This is a genomic window from Embleya sp. NPDC001921, assembly GCF_053594475.1.
In genome coordinates, this window is record NZ_JBSFEO010000002.1 from 16,286 (window position 1) to 38,235 (window position 21,950).

Here is a 21,950-nt window from a genome sequence, read left to right on the forward strand (position 1 = left end):
TCAGCCGTCCTCGCGGGCCGAGAAGCGCACGATCGACACCGAGCCCAGGAAGCCGACCAGGGCCAGCGCCAACAGCACCGGAACGGTCGTGGTGTGCCGGTTCAAGGTGGCCTCCGCCGCGATCGCGGCCAACATCACCGCGAGCAGCATGTCCACCGCGACCGCCCGGTCCAGGGTCGAAGGCCCGCGTACGAGCCGAACCAGGGCCGCCACCGCGGCCGCGCCGAGCAATACGATCACGGCACCGCCGATAAGCGCATTCATGAACCACCTCCGGGGTCTGCCGCGGACGCGGCGCGTTCCGTACGGGTACCGAACGCGGCGACCACCCGGGCCTCCAGGCGCACCACCGCCCGCCGGGCCGCCGCCACCGAGGCCGGCGTATCGGCGCCCAGGGCGTGGATGAACAGCGTGGTCGGCCGGCCCTGACGGATCTCGATCACGATGCTGCCGGGCATCACGTTCAGCGCGAGCACGGTGAGGGTGAGCAGCACGTCCGAGTGGGTGGCCAACTCGACCCCCACCACCGAACTGCGCGGCAACCTGCCCGGCCACAACGCCTGCCACGCGACCCGCAGCGAGGACATCACCAGGTCCCCCACGAACATCGCCACGAACCGGGCCAGCCCCCACGGCCGGAACGCGAGCCGGCCCCGGCCGGGCGACAGCGGCAGCAGGACCGACAGCAGCATCGCGACCACGATCCCGGTCAGCACGTTGGCGACGGTCAGCGTGCCCCACAGCGCCACCCACACGGCGGTCAACCACACCACCAGCAGCGGCGAGATCCGCCCGCGCCGGGACACCGCCCGGATCCGGGTCGCGGTCATCGGCCCGCCCCGCGTTCGAACCCGCCCGGCAGCGGCACCGCTTCGATGTAGCCGACCCGGCCCACCAGTTCCGCGCCGGCGCGATCGACCAGCGCGACCAGCGGACCGGCCAGCACCGTGAAGGTCAGCCCCACCGCGACCAGGGCGCAGGTCGCGTACGTCATCGCGCGCGGCAACCCCCGGCTGGTGGCCGCGACATCACGCCCGCTCAGACTCGCGCCGGAGGAGTACGCGGTCGCGCCCGAGGTGTCCGGCGAACTGCCGAACACCTGCCCCCACACCCGGGCCATCGCGTACAGCGTCAGCAGGCTGGTCCCCACCGCCGCGCCGATCAGCACGTACGAGGCCGGCGTGCCGTTCTCCGCACCGGCCCGCAGCAGCAGCCACTTGCCCAGGAATCCGGACAGCGGCGGGATCCCGCCCAGGTTCATCGCCGGTACGAAGAACAACACCGCGAGCGCCGGCGACAGCCGTACCAGCCCGCCGAGCCGGCCCAGGTCGGTGCTCCCCCCGCGCCGCTCGATCAGCCCGGTGACCAGGAACAGCGAGGTCTGCACGGTGATGTGGTGGATCGCGTAGAACAACGTGCCGGCCAGGCTCGCCGCGCTCGCGATCGCGATGCCGAACACCATGTAGCCGATGTGGCTGACCAGGGTGAAGGACAGCAGCCGGTTCAGGTCGCTCTGCACGATCGCGCCCAGGATGCCGACGATCATCGTCGCCGCGGCGACCACCAGGAGCAGCGTGCGCAGCCGTCCGTCCGGGAAGAGCAACGTCTGCACCCGGATGATCGCGTACACACCGACCTTGGTCAGCAGTCCGGCGAAGACCGCGGTCACCGGCGCGGGCGCGGTCGGGTACGAGTCGGGCAGCCACGCGGACAGTGGGAACACCGCCGCCTTGACCCCGAATCCGATCAACAACATCGATTCCAGCACCAGTTGCACGCCGGGATCCACCTCGGGCAGCCGGATCGCGAGCTGGGCCAGGTTGACCGTGCCGGTCGCCGCGTAGACCATCGCGATCGCGGCCAGGAACACCAGCGAGGACAGCAGGCCGACCACCACGTAGCCGGCACCCGCGCGCACCCGGGCGGCGGTGCCGCCCACGGTCAACAACACGTAGCTGGCCGCGAGCAGCACCTCGAAGCCCACGTACAGGTTGAACAGGTCGCCCGCCAGGAACGCGTCCGCCACCCCCGCGACCAGGATCAGGTACGTGGGGTGGAACACCGACAGCGGCGTGGCCTCGTCCTCGTCCGCGCGGCCCTGGCCGATCGAGTAGACCAGGACGCCGAGGGTGACCGCGCAGGAGACCACCAGCATCAGCGTGGACAGCCGATCCGCGACCAGCACAATCCCGGTAGGCGCGGGCCATCCGGCCAACCTGGCCACCACCGGACCGTCCCGATCCGCCGCCACCAGCAGCGCGATCGCCACGCCGAGCACCGCGGTCAGCACCCCGAGGCTGATCACCCGCTGGCCGCGCGGCAGTCGGGCGCCGATCGCCAGCTTGAGCCCGGCGCCGAACAGCGGCAACAGGACCGGCAACGGCACCAGATGATTCATCAACGGGGCCCGTTCCGGCCCCGCTCGTCGCGGACTCGACCCGCGGAATCGACGCGGCGCGGGAACTCGGTGTCGGGCACCGCGTCCACCACGCTGTCCGCGCGGGCGACGGCCGCCCGTTCGGCCCGCGCCTGCCGATTGAGCTCGCGCCGCGCCCGCCGGAAACGGGCCCGCAGTTCGGCCTGCTGAATGCGGTGCTCGGACTTGATCCCGCGCAGCCGCAGTTTCAGCTCCGCGCGCCGCTCGCCCGCCATCCGCCGCGCCTCGGGCCGGCCGCCGTGCCCTCGCTCGTCCACGCCCAGCCGCCGACACTCGTCGGCGTAGTTCGCCCGGGCCTCCACCGCCAGCCGTCGCACCACCGCCCGACGCTCCGCCGTCTGCCGGCGCAACTCGCCGCGCAGTCGCCGGTGTTCGGAGCGCAGGTCGCCCCGCTCGGCACGCCGCAGCACGCGCAGGTCCTCGGCGTCGTCCTGGATCTCGTCCGTCCCGGTGAGTTCCCAGTGCCGGTGCACCATCGACAACACGAACGCGGTCACCGCGAGCGTGATCACGATCGCGGTCAACACCATCGCCTGCGGCAGCGGATCGTTCATCGCGCTCGGCAACGTCACCCCGAGCACCGGCGCGCCGCCCGCACGACCACCGCCGGCGAGCACGATCAGGTTGGCCCCGTTGCCGATCAGCACCACGCCCAGCAGGACCCGGGTCAGGCTGCGTTCCAGCACCAGGTACACCCCGACGCCCACCAGGACGGCGGCGGTCAGTACCAGGATCATCGTCGGGCTCTTCATACGATCACCGTCCGTTCGGCGTCCCGGTCCCGGGTCTGTTCGATGCGTCGGTCCAACTCCGCGCCGAGCGCGGACAACACGTCCTGCACGAGGCCGATCACCAGCAGGTAGACGCCGATGTCGAAGAACACCGACGTCGCGATGTGCACGTCGCCGAACAGCGGCAGCGTGGCGTCGATCACCGTGCTGCGCAGCGCCGAGCCGCCCACGACCAGGCCGACCAGGCCGGCGCCCGCGCTGATCACCAGGCCGGTGCCGAGCAGGCGCCCGGCGGGCAACGGCGCGGCCTCGGCCAGTTCGTAACGCCCGCCCGCGAGATAGCGCAGGAGCAGCGCGAGGCCGGCGGTGATCCCGCCGGCGAAGCCGCCGCCGGGTGTGGAGTGGCCGCTGAACAGGAAGTACAACGACAACACCAGCACGGTCGGGAAGGCGACCCGCGCTACCGTCTCGAAGAGCACCGTGCGCCGCTCGAGGACGAGCGTGCCGACCACGACCGGCCCGGGGATCGGCTCCGCCGCCGGGTCCGGTTCGCCCGGCGGGTGGGTTTCGGCGGATCCGGGCGGGGTCGGCGGGTTCGGTGCCCCTTCGCCGGGTCGCGGCAGGCCGTGGGCCCGGCGCACGAAGATCAGGCTGGTCACGCCGATCGCGGCGACCGCGAGGACGGCGATCTCGCCCATCGTGTCCCAGGCCCGGATGTCCACGAGCAGGATGCTGACGATCTCCTTGCCACCCGCCTCCTTCGCCGCGGCGGCGAACGCCTGGGACACCGGCGGGCGGGTCCGCGCGGCGAACGCGGAGATCGCGACGCCCCCGAGCACCACCCCGGTGAGCACGCCCAGGCCGATGTGCACGGCCCGGCGCCCCGGTCGGGTGGTGCTCGCGAACCGGCGCGGGAGTCGGCGCAGCACCAGCAGGAACACCACCACGCTGACCGTCTCGACCAGGCCCTGGGTGAGCGCGAGGTCGGGGGCGCCCTGGAGGACGAACAGCGTCGCGCAGCCGTAGCCGGTGACGCCGACCAGGAGTACGGCGGGCAGCCGGCCCGCGGTGCCGGCGGCGATCAGCGCGGCGGCGGCGACCAGCACGCCGACCACGACCTGCGCGGCCGAGTCCGACCAGCGCGGCGGGTGCGGGAAGGGCAGCGGGAGATGGCCCAGTGCGGTCGAGGCGGTGATCGCGATCAGGCTGAGCAGGATCACCCCGACGTAGACCGGCATCGAGCCGCGCTGGGTGGTGCCGGTCAGTTGCAGGGCGCCCCGGTCCACACCGCGCACCAGCGCGTCGTACAGCCGTGAGGGTTCGATCCGCGCGGTGGCCAGTTGCAGGCGCACCACCGGCTCGCGGGCCAGGAACAGCACGATGCCCGCGCCGATCGCGGCGCAGGACAGATACAGCGCGACGCCCGGGCCGTGCCACAGGGCCAGGTGGTAGTCGATCCCGCCGGCCGGGAACTGGTCGGCGTACGAGGAGATCCAGTGGTCCAGCGACGCCGCCGCCGGGCCCAGTACCAGGCAGCCGGCGCCGAGCAGGAGCGCGGGGCCGAGCAGCAGTCCGCCGAGCGGTTCGCAGCCGGTGGCGGGCACGCCGGGTTTGCGGGCGAAGGCGCCCCAGACGAAGCGCAGGCTGTACGCGGCGGTCAGCGCGGAGCCGGCGACCAGCACGCCGAGCACGATGTTCTCGGTGCGGCCCCGGTGCAGGAACGCCTCGTACACGGCCTCCTTGGCGACGAAGCCGACCGTCGGCGGCAGCCCGGCCATGGACAGCGCGGCCACCACCGCGACCAGGCAGGTGATCGGTATGGCCTTGGCCAGGCCGGACAGCCGGCGCAGGTCCCGGGTGCCGGCGGCGTGGTCGATGATGCCGACCACCAGGAACAGCGTGGCCTTGAACAGGGCGTGTGCGACGAGCATCGCGATGCCGGCGAGCGCCGCGTCCCGGTTGCCCGCGCCGGTGACCACGATCAGCAGGCCGAGTTGGCTGACGGTGCCGTAGGCGAGCACTCGTTTCAGGTCGTCCTCGCGCAGTGCCCGCCACCCGGCCAGGATCAGCGTCGCGCAGCCGGCGATCAGCACGATCGGCCGCCAGGGCATCACCTGGGCGAAGCCGGGGGCCAGTCGGGCGACCAGGTACACGCCGGCCTTGACCATCGCGGCCGCGTGCAGGTACGCGCTGACCGGGGTGGGTGCCGCCATCGCGGCGGGCAGCCAGGAACCGAACGGCACGATCGCCGACTTGGACAGCGCGCCGACCAGGATCAGCACGATCGCGGTGGTCGCCACGGTGCCGCCGGGCGGGTCGGCGAGGATCTCGGAGAGCCGGTAGGTGCCGGCCCGCTCGCCGAGCAGGATCAGCCCGACCAGCATCGCCAGGCCGCCGAAGGTGGTCATGGTCAGTGCCTGCATCGCGGCCCGGCGCGAGCCCCGGTGCTCGCTGCGATGACCGATCAGCAGGTAGGAGAAGACCGTGGTCAGCTCCCAGAACACGTACAGCAGGATCAGGTCGTCGGTGGTGACCAGTCCGATCATCGCGCCCGCGAAGCCGACCAGGACACCGGCGAACCCGCCGAGCCCGGGCTCGTCGGCGGCGAAGTAGCGCGCACAGTACACCAGGACCAGGACACCCACGCCGGCCGCGAGGAACACCATCAGCAGTGCGAGCGCGTCGCACCGAAACGCGAGGTAGACGCCCTCCTCGGGGATCCACGCGCGCGATTCGACCACCGGCTCGCCGTCGAACACCGAGGCGGCCTGGGCCAGTGCCCACCCCGTGGTCGCCACCGGGAGCGCGGCGAGCACGAGGAAGGCGTTCCGCCCGAGGCGTCGGACCAGCCACGGGGCGATCGCCGCGACCACGAAGTACGAGGCCACCGAGAAGATCATGGCGCTACGTTATGGTGCACTACCCCTAAATCGACACTAATCGGGCATATGTCCCTCGTTTTTCCCTCCGGAGCGACGATCGGCGTCAGGCCGTGTCGTCAATCCCCCATCGCACTCCGCGACGCGAGCGCGGCGCGGAGCCCGGAGGGCGGAGGGCGGAAAGCGCGTCGGCGTGCCGGCGAAGCACCCGCGCTGTGGTTCCATTCGGGCGTCTCCCCGGGGCGGCTAGCGCAGTGCGGAGCCCGAAGGGCGGACGCGATGCCGGGCGTCGTGGGGCTCGGCGAGGGACCGAAGACACGCCCTACGGCGGGGGCGCGCCGTTCCGAGGCGGACCGCACCACCTCAGTCGAGCACCGAACGCACCGCCTCCGGCGTGCGCCCGACCACGGTGGCGCCGTCGTCAGCGGTGATGATCGGCCGCTGGATCAAGATCGGATGTTCCGCCAACGCGGCGATCCAACGCCCACGATCGCCCGCCGTACGCCCCCAGGTCCCCATCCCCAACTCCCCCGCGACCGCCTCACCGGTACGCGTGATGTCCCACGGCTCCAACCCCAACCGCCCCAACACCGCCTCGAGCTCTGCCACGCTCGGCGGCTCCTCCAAATACCGCCGCACGGTGTACTCGGCGCCCTCCTCATCCAACAACGACAACGCGGACCGACACTTCGAACACGCGGGATTGATCCAAATCTCCATACCCCCGGACGCTACTACCCCACCAAAACCCCTCCCCCCAACCACCCGACACCAACAAAGCCCTCAACCCGACCGACACCCGAACCCACCCCAACCAGACCGACACCCAACGCCCGCCCAAGCCCCCCTTCAGCCCGGCCGGCGCTTGAGGCCAACCCAACCCAACCAACACCCAACACCCGCCGAAACCTTCTCAGCCCGGCCCGCGCTTGAGGCCACCGTCGAAGGCGCGAGCATAGGCCGCAGGGCCGAGCGCCTCCCGCGCCGCCGCCGCGATCCGCGACACGTCGCCGCGTTCGCCGGCAGGCAACGGCGCGCCGATGGAGGCTCGAAGCGCCTCCGCGCGGCCCAGGAGCGTCGCCGCCTCGGCCGCTCGGCCCGAGATCGACTCGGCCCCGGCCAACCCCTCCAGCGCCAGCGCGACCGCCCGCGGATCGCCCGAGGTCCGCGCCGCCGCCAACCCCTCCTCGTGCAATTCCCGCGCGCCGACCGCGTCCCCGCGCAGTTCCGCCACGAAGCCCAACTCGGCCAGCAGCAGCGTCACCCCGTAGAACGGCACGCCGTAGTCCTCGTGCAGGCGACGATTCCACTCCAGCGCACCGCGCAGGTACCGCTCGGCCGCCGCCAGGTCCCCCGCACGTCGCGCGCCGAGCCCCAGCCCGACCGTCGCGAACTCCTCCGCGAACCGGTCCGACCGCTCGACCGCGAGCCGCCGCGCCCGCTCGTGGAACTCCTCGGCCGCCGCGAAGTCACCCCGCAACAAAGCGATTCGACCCAGCCCGGACAACCGGTACGACACATCCGTCCACAGGCCCAACTCCTCGGCCCCGCGCAGCCCTTCGCGATGCAGCTCGACGGCCCGGTCGTAATCGCCCGACACCTCGGCCACATATGCGAGTTGGTCCGACGCCTGGACGAGCCCCCAGCGCTCGCCCAACGCCGCGAACCGCGCCGCGGCGTCCGCCGCCGCCTCGCCGGCCGCCACGAGGTCGCCGCGGAACATCACCGCCTTCGCCCGACCGGTCAGCGCCGCCGCGATCCCCCACCCGTCGTCCGCCGCGCGAAATCCCGCCAGGGCCCGATCGATCAGCTCGCCACCCGCGTCCGCGTCCCCCACGTGCAGGTGGGCCAGGCCCAGGAACCACTCGGCCCGCGCCCGCCCCTCCGCGACCCCGTCGTAGGCCGCCAACGCGTCCCGGCTCTGCCGTACCAGGTCACTGCCGTCGCCGATCAACATCGCGAACCCGGCCCGCCAGGCCCCCGCCGCCGCGCGCAACGCGGCCGGCGCGCGGCCCTCGACCGCCAGCGCCGCGTCCAGCGCCCGCCACGCCTCGCGGTGGCGCCCGCGCAGGAACCGGTACCACGCCGCCCCACCCGCCAACCGCAGCGCGAGCCCCGCGTCCCCGCGCCGGGCCGCGCCGTCGGACGCGGCGCGCAGGTTCCCGCTCTCCGCGTCCAGCCGGGCGAGCCACTCGCACTGATCGCGGCCGTACAACAGCGGCCCGGCCCGCTCGACGAACTCGGCCAGATAGCCGTCGTGTCGAGCCTGCACCACGTCGAACTCGCCCACCGCGTGCAGGTGTTCCACGCAGTAGGCGGCGACCGACTCCAGCAGCCGGTACCTGGGCCCGTACCGCCCCTCCACCGCGACCACCAGCGAGCGGTCGACCAGCCGACCGACCAGGTCGAGCACGTCGACCCGGGCCACGTCCTCCCCCGAGCAGATCGCCTCGGCGGCATCGGGAGCACACCCGTCCGCGTGGATCGCCAACCGGCGCAGCACGATCCGTTCCGGTGCGCCGAGCAGTTCCCAGCTCCAGTCGATCATCGCGCGCAACGTCTGCTGCCGGGCCGGCACCCCGCGCCGACCCACCCCGAGCACCCGGAACCGGTCGTCCAGCCGCGCCGCGAGACCGTGTACGCCGAGCCCGCGCACCCGGGTCGCGGCCAGTTCCAGGGCCAGCGGGATCCCGTCCAGACGCCGACAGATCGCCGCGATCGCGTCCGCCGTGTGCGCGTCCAGGACGAACCCGGGCGCCGCGGCGGCCGCGCGGGCCACGAACAGGCGTACCGCCGTGGACTCGGCCAACGCCGCCGGATCCGCCCCGGCGTCCGGCACCACCAGCGGCCGCACCACGTTCAGCGCCTCGCCGCCCACCGCGAGCGGCTCCTGACTCGTGGCCAGGATTCGCACATCGGGCGCGGCCCGCAGCAACAGGTCGGCCAACTCGGCGATCGGCTCGATCACGTGCTCGCAGTTGTCCAGGACCAGCAACAGCCGACGGCCGCGCAGCGCGTCCGCCAACCGGGCCCGCGACTGGGCGGCGACATGTCCCGCGCCGGCCGCGACCTCGTCCCGGATGCCCAGCGCCGAGGCGATCGCGTCGGCCAGGTCGTCGCCGCTCGGATCGCGCCGACCGGCCAACTCGACCAGCCACACCCCGTCCGGGAAGGGGAAGTCGTCCACCGCCCGGGCCGCGCACTCCAGCGCGAGCCGGGTCTTGCCCACCCCGCCGGGGCCGGTCAGGGTCACCAGCCGGGCGGCCCGGAGCAGCTTGCCGACCTCGGCCACCGCGTCCTCCCGACCGACCAACTCGGTCAACGCGGCAGGCAGGTTGGACCGCAGCCGCGCCGCCGCACCCGTCGAGCCCGCCACCGGGGCCACCGCCGAGCCCGCCGAGCCCGCCACCGAGCCGACCGGTGCGGCACCGGACGCGAAGCCGGGCACGAACCCCGACACGGAACCGGGCACGGACCCGGGCACGGACCCGGCCGCCGAGCCGGATGCGGAAGCCGGTGCCAGCTCCGGATCCTGGGCCAGGATCGCCCGCTGCAACGCCGCCAGCTCCGGCCCCGGGTCCAGGCCCAGTTCGTCCGCCAACCGCTCGCGCAGCTCGGCGTACCCGGCCAACGCCTCCTCCTGCCGTCCGGACCGGTACAGCGCGCGCAGATGCGCGGCACGCAGCCGCTCCCGAACCGGATGCAGCGCCACCAGCTCACCCAACTCGTCGGCGAGCGAGGTATGTTCGCCCAGATCCAAGCGCGCCTCGGCGTGGTCCTCCAGGACGGTCAGCCGTTGTTCGTCCAGCCGGGTGATCGCCGCGCGGGTGAACTCCTCGTCCCGGAAGTCGGCGAACGCCGGCCCACGCCACAGCGCGAGCGCGTCCGCGAACAAGCCGGCCCGGGTCCGCGCGTCGGCGCTCGCCCGCGCCCGCGCGGTCAGCTCGGCGAACCGGTCCGCGTCCACCGCGCCCGCCTCGACCCGCAGCTCGTAGCCGGGCGGGCGGTAGGCGACCAGTTCGCGCCCGCCGGGTTCGGCCGCCTCCAGCGCCCGGCGCAGTTGGGAGACCTTGGTCTGGAGCGTGTTCGCCGGATTGCCCGGCGGGTCCGCGCCCCACAGGTCCTCGACGAGCAGATCCGCCGAGACCGGGCGGCCCCGATGCACGAGCAGGTCCGCGAGCAGCGCGCGCACCTTCGACTCCGGGACTCGAACCGGCTGTCCGTCCGCGGTCCACACCGCCAGCGGACCCATCACCCCGAAGCGCATGCCGCCACGTTAGCGCAGGTCAACCGGCCTCTGACGGTAGCCCGTCGGCGCCCGTGCGTGGACCCCCAGGATTCCGTGCGCGGCCGGCGGCACAGTCGTGTCATCGAGTTCGGGACGGCCCGGACAAGACCCCCCGAGCAGCACACACCGCGGCCCGGGAATCACCGAAACAGGGAGCCCCACCATGTCCGCCAACGCCAACGCCAACAACACCAACACCGCCACCGCCACCGCCACCGCCACCGCCGACAGCCTCGTCGCCACCGGCCGCGAGATCCGCCTTGCGGCCCGCCCGGTGGGCACCCCCACCGCCGCCGACTTCGAGCTGGTCACCACCGCGATCCCGGCGCCGGCCGAGGGCCAGCTCCTGATCCGCAACACCTGGATGTCGGTCGACCCCTACATGCGCGGTCGGATGGACGACGTCGAGTCGTACATGCCGCCGTTCGAGCTCGGCGCGGTCCTGGACGGCAGCGCGGTCGGCGAGGTGATCGCCTCCCGTGCCGACGCGATCCCGGTCGGCGCGACGGTGTCGCACTTCGCCGGCTGGCGCGAGTACGCGGTCGTGGACGCGGCCACCGCCGTGGTCCTGGATACCTCCGCCGTCCCCGCCCAGGCGTACCTGGGCGCACTGGGCACCACCGGCCTGACCGCGTACGCGGCCCTGACCGAGGTGTCCCCGGTCCGCGAGGGCGACACGGTGTTCGTCTCCGGCGCGGCGGGCGCGGTCGGCAGCGTGGCCGGCCAGATCGCCCGCAAGCTGGGCGCGGCCAAGGTGATCGGCTCGGCCGGCGGCCCGGCCAAGGCCGAGCGGCTGCGTACCGACTTCGGCTACGACGTCGCGCTCGACTACCGGGCCGGCGCGATCGGCGACCAGCTCGCCCAGGCCGCGCCCGAGGGCATCGACGTCTACCTCGACCACGTCGGCGGCGACCACCTGGCGGCGGCCATCGCGAACGCCAAGGTCGGCGCCCGGTTCGCGCTGATCGGCGCGATCAGCGGCTACAACGCCACCGAGCCGGTGCCCGGCCCGAGCAACCTCTTCCAGGCGTACACCAAGCGGCTGAACCTGCGCGGCCTGTTGGTGACCGACCACTTCGCGCTGTTCCCCGAGTTCACCGAACGCGCGATCGGATGGCTGACCGACGGTTCGCTGCGCACCGAGGAGACCGTGTTCGAGGGCATCGAGCAGGCCCCCGCCGCCTTCCTCGGCGTACTCGGCGGCGCCAACACCGGCAAGATGCTCGTCCGCCTGGCCGACTGACCCACCCCCACCGCTCCGACCGGTACCACCACCGAGGAAGGCCCCGACATGACCACCGACGCGCCGCACGCCCTCGTCGTCCTCGCCCACCCCCGGGCCGACTCGCTGACCGCACGGGTCGCCGCGCGGGTCCGGGACCGGCTGCTGGCCGACGGCCACACCGTGGACGTACTCGACCTGCACGCCGAGGGCTTCGACCCGCGGATGACCGTCGAGGACGAACCCGACTGGGCCGACCGGGACAAGCGCTACAGCCCGGAAGTACGCGCGCAGATGGCCCGGATCGAGGCCGCGGACACGATCGTCGTGGTCTTCCCCGTGTGGTGGTTCGGTCTGCCCGCCCTGCTCCAGGGCTGGATCGACCGGGTATGGAACTACGGCTTCGCCTACGGGCGCAGCCGCCCGCGCCTGGCCGGTAAGCGAATGTTGTGGCTCGGCCTGGCCGGCTACTCCCACGAACACTTCACCAAGGGCGGCTGGGACGACCTCCTCGACCGCCGCCTCCGAATAGGCATCACCAACTTCAGCGGCATCGAAAACGCCCGAGTCCACCTCTTCTACGACACGGTGGCCACCGGCGCCCACGACACCACCCTCCTCACCGAAGCCGAACAAGTCCTCACCACCTTCACCCCCTGACCCCCACCCAAAAAGCGCCGGCCGGCCCCCAAACCCCGACCGGCGCTCAACCGTCCCCACCCCCAACCCCACCAACCAACCCAACCCCCAAGGCCACCCAGCCAACCCACACCTGAGTCCACCCAGCCGGGCCGGCGCGAGGCCACCCAGCCCGTGCGGCGCATGAGCACACCCAGCCCGGCCGGCGCTTGAGGCCAAATAGCCCGGCCGGCGCTTGAGGCCACCCAGCCCGTGCGGCGCATGAGCACACCCAGCCCGGCCGGCGCTTGAGGCCACCTCAGTCCCGCAACCCCATCGTGTCCGCAGGATTCCCCCGCAACGCTACGCGTCCCGGCACAACCGTGGCCACGAACGCCAGCCCACCCGCAGCCACCAACACCGCCGCATAAGTCACCGGCGGCGCATAGGGAGACGCACTCCCGGTCATCCCGACGCTGTAAGCCGTCAACGTCGCGTACGCGACCGCCGACCCCAGCACGGCCGCCAACAGCACCACCGCCCCGGTCTCCCAGCGCAGCATCCGCAACACCTGCCGACGAGTCGTCCCCACCAGTTGCAGCAGCGCGAACTCCCGCCGCCGCGCCGAAGTCGCCATCACCAGCGTGTTGACCACCGCGATCCCGGTGAACGCGATGATCAGCCCCATCGCGACATAGTTGACCTGGGCCTGGGTGCCGGCCTGATCCCGGCGCGCCTGTTCGACCTCGCCCCGATCCAGCACCCGGACCCCGGGGAACTCGCCCATCGCCGCCTGCAACGGCGCCCGCGACACCGCGGTGGTACCGGAGATCAGCACCGCCTCCGCCGCCGGCCGGTCCACGTGCGCCGCCATCACCGCATGAGGCAGGGTCAGATCGCCGAAGCCCAGGCCGCGTTCGTACACCGCGATCACCTTCAGGGTGACCTGCACCCCGTCGCCCATGGTGATCCGCAGATCGTCGCCGACCCCGACCCCCTTGGTCTTGGCGGCGAGTTCGCTGACCGCGACCGTGGTGTCGGACAGGGCCGCGAGCGAACCGGAGCGCGTCTTCAGGTCGAGCGCGCGCTCCACCCCGCGTGGCGTCACGCCCTGGGCCGGGAACTTGTCCTGCCCGGCCCGGACGAGCGAGTGCAGCACCTCGGTCACCACCTCGACCCCGGGCACCGCCCGCGCCGCGTCGGCCGCCGCTGCCGGCACTCCGGGGCCCGCGACCAGCGTGTACGAGGCCGATGTGCCCGCCTTCGCCTGCTCCCCCGCGGCATGGCTCGCCGTGGTCTGGGTGAACAGGATCGTCGACGCCATCGCCACCGCCAGGCTCAGCGGCGTGACCACGGCGGCCACCCGTTCCGCGGCGGCCCGCGCGTTCCGCGCCGCCAGGAAGCCGCTGATCGGCGACAGGCGCCCGACCACCAGCCCCAGAACGGCCACGCCCGCGCGAGCGAGCAGCGGACCGAGCAGCGCGATCGCGACGGCGGCGAGGATCACCGTCAGGAAGGTGACCGGCGTGGACTTGGGTTCGGTGTCCAACGTCCGCAACACCAGCAGGAGTACGACGTACCCGAGCGCCGCGACCACACCGCCGATCGTGCGCGCGACGCCCAACCGCGGTCGTTCGATCGCCGCGTCCGCCAACGCCTCGGTCGGTCGTACCCGCGAGGCCCGGCGCACCGACACGCGCGCCGCCGTCCAGGCCGCGAGCAGCGTCAGCAGTACCGCGCCGATCAGCGGGATCGGGCTCAGCCTCAGTTCCAGCGTGTCCGGCAGCGCGCCGAACGCGACGAACCGCCCGTGCAGCCAACGCGCCAGCCCCAACCCGGCGAACGCGCCGAGCGCGCCCGCGATCAGGCCCACCACGAGCGCCTCGCGGCCCACCATCCGGCGGATCTGCCGGGGCGTCGCGCCGATCGCCCGCAACAGCGCGATCTCGCGCCTGCGTTGCTGGATGGAGAGCGCGAACGTGCCCACCACGACCAGGATCGCCACCAGCAGCGAGGTACCGCCGAGCGCGCCGCCCAGGCTGACCAGGGTCACCCGGGCCTTGGCCGCAGCCGGGAACTCGGCCGGTCCGCGATCGGTACCGGTCCGCACCTGCGCGCCGGTGCCCGCCAGCGCGTCCCGCACCGCCGCGCGCACGGTGCCCGGGTTCGCGCCGGGCGCGGTGAACAGGCCCACCGAGGCGACCTGTCCGGGATGCCCGGCCAGTCGCCGGGCGTCCGCGTCGGCGAAGAACACGGTGGCCTGCCGGGCCAGCGCGTCCCGCCCGGGCGGCGCCGCGATGCCCACCACCCGGAAGGCCCCCGGGGCCGCGCCGGCCTGCACGGTGACCGTACCGCCGATCTCGACCGAGGCCCGGCGGGCGAGATCCGCGTCCAGCACGATCTCGCCGGCCGCCGTCGGCGCCCGACCCGCGCGTAGCGTGAACGGGGTCAGCCGGGCCGACTCCCACGCGTGGCCCCACGCGTTGTCGGCGGTGTCCAGGGCCCGGCCGCCGGCGGTGAGCACGTGGGCCGAGAAGGTCAGTTCCGGGACCACGGCCTCGAGGCCGGGTACCGCGCGCAGCTTGTCCACGGCGGCCGCGTCCAGCCAGGCCCGCTCGGTCAGCGGCTTCGACTTGACCTTGGTCTTGCCCTTCTTGTGCTTGGTCCAGTGCAGGTTCTGGTCGGCGGTGACCACGGTGTCCGTACCGGCGTAGCGCTCGATCCGGATGTCGCCGCGCAGGCCGGTCTCCAGCAGCGCGCCGCAGGCCGTGACCAGTGCGGCCGCGCACACCAGCGCGACGAACGCGCCGATGAAGCCGCCCTTGCGGGCGCGCAGGGTACGCATGGCTAGGAAGAACATCAGGCCCACGCGCCCAGGTGGGTCATCCGGTCGGCGATGCGATCCGCGCCGGCTCCGGTGAGCGTGTCGGTGATCCGGCCGTCGGCGAGGAAGAGCACCTCGTCGGCGTAGGACGCGGCGACCGGGTCGTGGGTGACCATCACCACGGTCTGGCCCATCGCGTCGACGGTGTCGCGCAACAGCGCGAGCACCTCCTTGGCGGTGACCGTGTCCAGCGCGCCGGTGGGTTCGTCGGCGAAGACCACCTCGGGTCGGGTGACCAACGCTCGGGCGATCGCGACGCGTTGCTGCTGGCCGCCGGACAACTCGGCGGGCCGGTGCTCGGTACGCCCGGTCAGGCCCACCCGCTGGACGATCTCCGCCAGCCAGGCCCGGTCCGGCTTGCGACCGGCCAGGCGCAGCGGCAGCGTGATGTTCTCCAGCACGGTGAGCGAGGGCATCAGGTTGAACGCCTGGAAGACGAAGCCGATCCGCTCGCGCCGCAGTTCGGTCAGACCGGTCTCGGAGAGCCCGGACAGGTCGGTGTCGCCGAGCCGCACGGTGCCGCTGGTCGGTCGGTCCAGGCCGGCCGCGCACTGCAGGAACGTGCTCTTGCCGGAGCCGGACGGCCCCATGACGGCGGTGAAGCTGCCGCGCCGGATGCCGACGGTGACGTCACGCAGGGCGGCGACGGCGGCGGTGCCCTTGCCGTGGATGCGTCCGACTCCGGTCAGCGACACGGCGTCGGATATCTGGTCGTGCGAACTCATGGTGCGGTGCCGCCCTTGTCTGTTCTGGTGGGGTGCGTATCCGGTCGGATGCGGTGCGCGCCGGGCCGGCCGATTCCGGAGTCACCGACGCGTGCGCCGGCACACGGCGCATCGGGAGCCCGGTCGTTCCGTGGCTCCGCGAATCTGTGGCTCTGTGGCTCTGTGCTCTGGGGCTCCGTAAATCCGTGAATCCGTGGCTCTGTCCCGGGTTCGGGCCGCTCAGGCGCGGGCGCGCGCGGCCGGGCCGCCGCTCAAGGCTCGGTCGCCCCCGGCTCCGGCGTCCCCGTCCCCGGTTCGGCCGCCTCCGGTTCGGCCGTCCCGGACTCACCCTTGTCCCGCAGCCCGGGCGGGGTCGGGAACGCGAGGAAGCGGGTCTGCAGCGCGCGCGCCTCGGCGGGCAGTGGGCCGGTGCGCTTGTACCGGTTGAGGAGGGCGATGTACTCCTCGAAGAACTCGGTCAGTTCGGCCGGGGTGACGTGAATGGTCCCGCGCGAGTACGGCACGTCCATTCCCCCCTCGGCCTCGGGCGCGTTCTGCGCGTCGCGGTACTCCTCCAGGTCGGCCGCGAAGGCCAGCCGGTTCAGCTCGTCGACGACCGGCCGGACCTCCTCGCTCTGCTCGCTGCGCGGCGGGAACCGCAGATCCCGCCGTACGGCGCGCCACCACCGTTCGCGCCCGTGCGCGTCGGGGTCCACGAAGTCCTCGACGAACCCGTGTCGGGCCAGCTCCCGGAGGTGGTAGCTGGTCGCGCCGGTGTTCAATGTCAGCGCGCGGGCCAGCGACGCGGACGTCGCGGGCCCACCCGCCTCCAGTTCCCGAAGGATCCGTTGCCGCCGGGGGTGCGCCAGGGCCTTCAGCGCTTCGAGTTCGCTGATGTCTCGGCGTTCCGGCGACCTGGTCACCCCATGCACAATAATCTGTGCACAGGAAATTGTGCAATGGTTTTGCCGGCCGGTGGCGGCCGGCCGCCGGGCCCGGCGTCAGCCGACCGTACGGCCGTCCGTCACTCCATCATCGCGAGCAGCTTGGTCACCGTGTTCCAGTTGCGCACGGTGGCCGTGTCGCGGAGCTTGCGGGCCACGATCGGCGTCAGCCGGGCCTTGCCCAGCCCGTCCGGGAAGTACATGTACAACTCGCGTTCGCCCACCCGAAGTTCGTCCGGGGCGTAGTCGTCCGGGTCGATCCCGGCGAGCACACTCGGGTCTGCCGCCGGGCTCAGGAACGCCACCGCGAACTTCGCCGGCTCGCGCACCTCCAGCGGGTTGGCGGCGACCATCGCCCGCAGCTCCGCGCCGCTGCGCACCATCACGTCCACCGCGAACCCGAACTCGGCAGCCAACCGTGCCTCGATCACCGCGACCAGATCGGCGGTCGGCTGTTCCGCGGCCTCGAAGACCACGTTCCCGCTCTGCAGCAGCGTCCTGACCCCGGTGTATCCCGACTCGGCCAGCGTGCGACGCAGGTCCGCCATCGGAACCCGGCGGTGTCCGCCCACATTCACGCCCCGCAACAGCGCCACATATTTCGTCACCACGCGCCTCCTTCGCCCTGGGGACCACCCGCTCCGACGCCGGTCCCGACGCACCATGATCGAACCGAACACCGCCGCGGACACCGCACCGGGCCGAGGCACACCGGACCGGACCCGAACGGGACCCCACGAGAACCAAGCCGGAGCCGACCCGACCGGCACCCGAACCGGCCGGAACCCGGCGCCGAACCGAACCGCGATCGGCCCGACCGACTCACGCGGGCCAGTTCTCCAACGCCACGTGCAGCGCCTCCACCGCCCGGTCGAAGGATTCGCTCGGGCGGCGCACATGGCCGAACCCGCCGTTGCCCTCCAGCACCGCGAAGCCGTGGAAGACACTGCGCAACAACCGTCCCGCGTCGGTCAGATCCGGCTCCTCCAGGCCGTACGCGCGCAACATCGCGTAGGTGCTCTCGACATTGCGCCGGTAGCCGTCGGAGGTGGCCAACAGGGCCGGATCGATCCGCGCCTGGGTGGCCGCGTAGCGCCCGGGACGCGCCAGGGCGAACTCACGGTACGCCCGGGCGAAGGCGATCAGCGCGTCCTTGCCCGCCCGGCCCGCCACCGCCGATCCGATGCGATCGGCCAACTCGTCGGCGGCCAGCATCGCGATCCCCAGGCGCAGTTCCTGGATGTTCTTGACGTGCGAGTACAGGCTCGCGTCCTTGACCCCGAAGCCTCGGGCCAGCGCGGTCAGGGTGATGTTCTCGAACCCCACCTCGTCCGCCAGATCCGCCGCCGCGCGGGTCACCCGTTCCGCCGTCAGTCCCGCTCGAGCCACGCGCCACTCCTCCGTCGAGGCGCCGGTCGTCGCGCCCTCGGTGCTTCCCAGAGCTTCCTAGAGCCTCTAGGTATTTGCCTAGGATACCTAGGCGCTGTTAGTTTCCGCCGTATGAACCCACTGACCGAGCAGGCAATCCGTACGTCGTTCGTCAATTGTTCCAAGGGCGAGGCCCAGCGCCTGCCCGTACCCCGTGACCTGGCCGAACGCCCCTGGGCCGAGCTGGATTTCCTGGGTTGGGGCGATCCGGGGGCACCCGATCGCACCTACCTGGTGACCGAATACCAGGGTGCGCCGGTCGGCGTGACCCTGCGCTTCCCCGCCCAGCGCCGAGGCTACCTGCACCGCAGCATGTGCTCGTTGTGCCTGACCACGCACCCGGGCGGCGGCGTCTCGCTGATGACGGCGCGCAAGACCGGTCGGGCCGGCCGGGACGGCAACTCGGTCGGCGTGTACATCTGCACCGACCTCGCGTGCTCGCTGTACGTGCGCGGCCTCAAGGCACCGGCCCCCGGGGGTCGTTTCGAGGAGTCGCTGACCGTGGACGAACAGGTCGAGCGCACCCGAGGCAACCTGTTCGCCTTCCTGGACAAGATCATCGAGTAGCCGGACGGCAGGCCCCCCCCCGCCGGCTCGGACCGGCCCCGGTCGCCTTGACCTCAAGTGCGGTGGAGGTTGCAGGATCGTCGCGACGGGGGGGTGGAACCGCCACCCGCGAGCCGCGAGGGATGGCACATGATTCTGGTGACCGGGGCGACCGGAAACGTCGGCCGGCGGGTGGTCGATCAACTGCTCGCCGCAGGGGTCGGGGTACGCGCCCTGGCACGCCGGCCCGAGGCGGCCGGCCTGCCTGCCGACGTCGAGGCGGTGCGCGGTGACCTGGCCGAGCCGGACACCCTCGGGCCGGCGCTGACCGGGGTCGACGCGGTGTTCCCGGTCTGGCCCTTCCTCACCGCCGAGGCAGCGCCCGGCGTCCTGGACGCGGTGCGGGCGCACACCGATCGTGTCGTCTACCTCTCCTCCTCGCGGGTGCGCGACGACGTCGACCGGCAGGCCGATCCGATCGGCGCGCTGCACGCCGGGATGGAGCGGGCGGTCACCGGATCCGGCGTCGAACGCACGTTCCTGCGGGCCGACACGCTCGCGAGCAACGCGCTGGGCTGGGCCGGCCGGATCCGTTCCACCGGCGTCGTCCGCGGCCCCGACCTGCCCGCCAAGCCGATCGTCGACGAGCGCGACGTCGCCGCCTGCGCGGTCCGCGTCCCGACCGAGCCCGGCCACGCGGGCGCCGCGTACGTCCTGACCGGCCCGCGGGTGCTCGGCCGCGACCTACGCTTCGAGCCGGTCCCGACAGCCGCCGCAAGGGCCCGGATGCTCGCCGACGGGCGCCCACCCACGCTGGTCGACGCCCTCCTCGCCGGCGCCGACACACCCCCGGAGCCCGCACTGGTCACCACCACGATCGAGGCCCTCACCCAAACCCCACCCCGCACCTTCGAATCCTGGGCCCGCGACCACGCCCCCGCCTTCACCTGACCGAACACCCCGAACCGCGCGGCAGGCGCCACACCACGTGTGGTCGGCCCGAGTCGGGGCGACTCGGGCCGACCACACCTCGCCGTTCGCGATCACTCGTCGACCGCACCCATCCCCGCGGCCCGGCCCGACGGGTCCGCTCAGGCGTTCGCCGCTCGGATCACCGCCCGCATGAGGCGGGTGTTTTCCGGGGCCGCGCCGCCCGGGTAGGCGAAGCGCCGGCGGGCGTAGCCGTACGCGATGCCCGAGCGCGGGGCGGCGAAGGCCAGGGAGCCGGCCGCGCCACTGTGTCCGAACGCGTCGGCGCCCAGGAACGGGTACCGCACCCCCAGCGCCTCGAAGCCGAGCGCGAAGTGGTCGTGCTCGCCGGTGACCAGGTCGGTGCCGCCCCAGTGCACGCGCGCGAACTCGGTGATCGTCTTCGGCTCGAGCAGCGCGGGCCGGCCGTCCAGGTCGGCGATCGCGGCCGCGTACATCCCGGCCAGGCCCCGCGCGTTGCCGACGCCGCCCGAGGAGGCCGGACCCAGCGCCCGTACCTCGCGGGAATTGGCGAACTCGACCAGGTCGGTGGGTGGTTCGGCGTTCAGGTTGAAGGCGACGCCGGTGCGGCCGAACCGGTCGGGCGCGTCGGCGCTCATCCGTGCCCGCTGCGCGGGAGTGGGCGCCATCGGCAACATGTCGAGCGTGCGGGCCTCCGCCTCGGCGGGCAGGCCGAGGTACATGTCCAGGTCGTAGGGCGCCCGCACACGCTCCTCGTAGACCTCCTGGATCGAGCGCCCCGTGGCCCGCCGCACCACCTCGCCGGTGAGCGCGCCGATCACGAAGGCGTGGTAGCCGTACGCCGTGCCCGGCTTCCAGAACGGCCGTTGTGCGGCCAGTCGTTCCGCCGAAAGCCGGTCGTCGGCCAGTTCCGCGAGGGTGAGGCCGCCGTCCACGCCGATCGCGCCGGAGCGGTGCGCGAGCAGCTCGCGCAGGGTGAGTTCGCCCTTGCCGTGCGCGGCGAACTCCGGCCAGTAGTGCGCGACGGTGCGGTCCGGGTCCAGCGCGCCGTCCTGCACGAGCAGCGCCACCACCAGGTGCGCGGCGCCCTTGGTCGCCGAGTAGACCGGGGTCAGCGTGTCCCCGGCGACCTGGTCCCCCGTCCACAGGTCGACCACGCGACGCCCCTCCCGGTACACCGCGAGCTGGGCCCCCGGCTCGTCCGGCAGCTCGGCCAGGGCGGCGGCGAACTCCGCCCGGACCTCCTCGAACCCCGCCGCGACGCTCCCCGACACCACGATTCCGCTCGACATGTTCCCCCCTCGATCTTGAACCTTCACCGAACGCCAACCTCGGGGAACGACACGGAAATTCCGGCGATCCCGGGACCCGCGAGTCCGTCGTCGCCAACCGTGTGGCAGCCCTGGACACCTACTACTCGCAGTCATATATTCGTTGACGAGTAATCGAGTACCCGGAGGGGTCCATGGCACGGCGCAAGATCGACAGCACGCTGGCACTCGCCGTGCTGGTGATGGTCGCCGAGCAGCCGCGCCACCCGTACGAGATCGCCCAGGTGTTGCGCAGCCGGGGCAAGGAAAACAGCATCAAGATCAATTACGGATCGTTGTACACCGTGGTCCGCAATCTGGAGAAGCACGGCCTGATCGCCGCCACCGGGGTCGAACGCGAGGGCCGCCGGCCCGAGCGCACCACCTACGCGCTGACCGAGGCCGGCGACGCCGAGATGCGCGATTGGCTCGGCGAACTGCTCTCCGTCCGGGTGCACGAGTTCCCGCGCTTCGAGGGCGCGCTGTCCCTGATGGGCGTGCTCCCTCCCGACCAGGTGACCGACCTGCTCCGGCGCCGCGTCGAGGCCATCGACGCACATATCGCGCACGGTCGCGCCGAGGTGGACAAGCTCGCGAGCTACCTGCCGGCGGTGTTCCTGGTCGAGAACGAGTACGAACTGGCCATGGCCGAGGCGGAGGGCCGGTGGGTGCGCGGCCTGCTCGCCGCGATCGCGGACGGCTCGTTGTCCGGCGTGGCCGAGTGGCGCCGATTCCACGCCACCGGCGAGACCCCGGCCGGCTGGGTCGGGCTGGACGAAGCGGGTCCGGAGCACACATCCGCCGAACACGCCGAGGACCACCGGGAGTCCGCCGTCGACGACGACCCCACCCGGTAGTCCCGGCACGTCGGACCGCGACGACCGGCCCCGAAGCAACCGGAGCCGAAGCCGGCGCATCCGACCCGACCAACCTGAGAGAGCCACCCCGAGAACCGAAACCGAGAACCGAAACCGACAACGGATACCGAGAGCGCCGATCCGAGGCCGG

General features: G+C 72.8%; 18 protein-coding genes. 5 read left to right on the forward strand and 13 right to left on the reverse strand.

Annotation, left to right across the window (positions count from 1 at the left end):
• The 7 genes from ACWCPW_RS01795 to ACWCPW_RS01825 form a co-directional block, all read right to left on the reverse strand.
• Window positions 1-264: a monovalent cation/H+ antiporter complex subunit F gene (locus ACWCPW_RS01795; protein WP_449759606.1), complete on the reverse strand. Its 264-nt coding sequence runs from the start codon at window positions 262-264 to the stop codon at window positions 1-3.
• A complete protein-coding gene (locus ACWCPW_RS01800; protein WP_449759607.1) occupies window positions 261-830 on the reverse strand; it encodes a Na+/H+ antiporter subunit E in 570 nt (189 codons plus the stop codon). The genes ACWCPW_RS01795 and ACWCPW_RS01800 overlap by 4 nt, the downstream gene beginning before the upstream one ends.
• On the reverse strand, window positions 827-2,398 hold the full coding sequence (locus ACWCPW_RS01805) for a Na+/H+ antiporter subunit D (protein ID WP_449759608.1): 1,572 nt from the start codon (window positions 2,396-2,398) through the stop codon (window positions 827-829). Before ACWCPW_RS01805 ends, ACWCPW_RS01800 begins: the two co-directional genes overlap by 4 nt.
• A complete protein-coding gene (locus ACWCPW_RS01810; protein ID WP_449759609.1) occupies window positions 2,398-3,189 on the reverse strand; it encodes a Na(+)/H(+) antiporter subunit C in 792 nt (263 codons plus the stop codon). The genes ACWCPW_RS01805 and ACWCPW_RS01810 overlap by 1 nt, the downstream gene beginning before the upstream one ends.
• Window positions 3,186-6,068 carry a Na+/H+ antiporter subunit A gene (locus tag ACWCPW_RS01815; RefSeq protein ID WP_449759610.1) on the reverse strand — a complete coding sequence of 961 codons (2,883 nt, stop codon included), beginning with the start codon at window positions 6,066-6,068 and terminating at the stop codon, window positions 3,186-3,188. Before ACWCPW_RS01815 ends, ACWCPW_RS01810 begins: the two co-directional genes overlap by 4 nt.
• Before the next feature lie 342 nt (window positions 6,069-6,410).
• Window positions 6,411-6,767, reverse strand: coding sequence for an arsenate reductase family protein (locus ACWCPW_RS01820; protein WP_449759611.1), 357 nt, complete (start codon window positions 6,765-6,767; stop codon window positions 6,411-6,413).
• Window positions 6,768-6,960: 193 nt separating this feature from the next.
• On the reverse strand, window positions 6,961-10,314 hold the full coding sequence (locus ACWCPW_RS01825; RefSeq protein ID WP_449759612.1) for an AfsR/SARP family transcriptional regulator: 3,354 nt from the start codon (window positions 10,312-10,314) through the stop codon (window positions 6,961-6,963).
• A 184-nt stretch (window positions 10,315-10,498) separates the two neighbouring features.
• Between ACWCPW_RS01825 and ACWCPW_RS01830 the strand changes: the two genes are divergently transcribed.
• Entirely contained in the window at window positions 10,499-11,578 is a 1,080-nt protein-coding gene (locus ACWCPW_RS01830) for an NADP-dependent oxidoreductase (protein ID WP_449759613.1), read from the forward strand.
• 48 nt (window positions 11,579-11,626) lie between these two features.
• Window positions 11,627-12,217 (forward strand): NAD(P)H oxidoreductase, encoded by a 591-nt coding sequence (locus tag ACWCPW_RS01835; protein ID WP_449759614.1) that lies wholly within the window; start codon window positions 11,627-11,629, stop codon window positions 12,215-12,217.
• A 277-nt stretch (window positions 12,218-12,494) separates the two neighbouring features.
• Here ACWCPW_RS01835 and ACWCPW_RS01840 read toward each other — a convergent pair whose 3' ends face one another.
• The 5 genes from ACWCPW_RS01840 to ACWCPW_RS01860 all read right to left on the reverse strand — a co-directional run bounded on the left by ACWCPW_RS01840 (window position 12,495) and on the right by ACWCPW_RS01860 (window position 18,096).
• Window positions 12,495-15,020 carry an ABC transporter permease gene (locus tag ACWCPW_RS01840; RefSeq protein ID WP_449759615.1) on the reverse strand — a complete coding sequence of 842 codons (2,526 nt, stop codon included), beginning with the start codon at window positions 15,018-15,020 and terminating at the stop codon, window positions 12,495-12,497.
• Between the two features lie 14 nt (window positions 15,021-15,034).
• The gene (locus ACWCPW_RS01845; RefSeq protein WP_449759616.1) at window positions 15,035-15,784 is read right to left on the reverse strand and encodes an ABC transporter ATP-binding protein; all 750 of its coding nucleotides are present in this window, start codon (window positions 15,782-15,784) and stop codon (window positions 15,035-15,037) included.
• 251 nt (window positions 15,785-16,035) lie between these two features.
• A complete protein-coding gene (locus tag ACWCPW_RS01850) occupies window positions 16,036-16,686 on the reverse strand; it encodes an ArsR/SmtB family transcription factor (RefSeq protein WP_449759617.1) in 651 nt (216 codons plus the stop codon).
• 101 nt (window positions 16,687-16,787) lie between these two features.
• Entirely contained in the window at window positions 16,788-17,315 is a 528-nt protein-coding gene (locus ACWCPW_RS01855; protein ID WP_449759618.1) for a DUF1697 domain-containing protein, read from the reverse strand.
• A gap of 214 nt (window positions 17,316-17,529) precedes the next feature.
• Window positions 17,530-18,096 (reverse strand): TetR/AcrR family transcriptional regulator, encoded by a 567-nt coding sequence (locus tag ACWCPW_RS01860; RefSeq protein ID WP_449759619.1) that lies wholly within the window; start codon window positions 18,094-18,096, stop codon window positions 17,530-17,532.
• A gap of 111 nt (window positions 18,097-18,207) precedes the next feature.
• Between ACWCPW_RS01860 and ACWCPW_RS01865 the strand changes: the two genes are divergently transcribed.
• Together ACWCPW_RS01865 and ACWCPW_RS01870 are read left to right on the forward strand one after the other, a co-directional pair.
• Window positions 18,208-18,702, forward strand: a complete 495-nt coding sequence (locus ACWCPW_RS01865) for an FBP domain-containing protein (RefSeq protein ID WP_449759620.1) — start codon at window positions 18,208-18,210, stop codon at window positions 18,700-18,702.
• 129 nt (window positions 18,703-18,831) lie between these two features.
• Complete coding sequence (locus ACWCPW_RS01870) at window positions 18,832-19,632, forward strand: NAD(P)H-binding protein (protein ID WP_449759621.1); 801 nt, start codon at window positions 18,832-18,834, stop codon at window positions 19,630-19,632.
• A 140-nt stretch (window positions 19,633-19,772) separates the two neighbouring features.
• On the opposite strand, the gene ACWCPW_RS01875 is transcribed toward ACWCPW_RS01870, so the two are convergent.
• The gene (locus ACWCPW_RS01875; protein WP_449759622.1) at window positions 19,773-20,924 is read right to left on the reverse strand and encodes a serine hydrolase domain-containing protein; all 1,152 of its coding nucleotides are present in this window, start codon (window positions 20,922-20,924) and stop codon (window positions 19,773-19,775) included.
• A gap of 173 nt (window positions 20,925-21,097) precedes the next feature.
• Here ACWCPW_RS01875 and ACWCPW_RS01880 point away from each other — a divergent pair, with 173 nt between their 5' ends.
• Window positions 21,098-21,799 (forward strand): PadR family transcriptional regulator, encoded by a 702-nt coding sequence (locus ACWCPW_RS01880; RefSeq protein WP_449759623.1) that lies wholly within the window; start codon window positions 21,098-21,100, stop codon window positions 21,797-21,799.
• Window positions 21,800-21,950 lie beyond the last annotated feature (151 nt).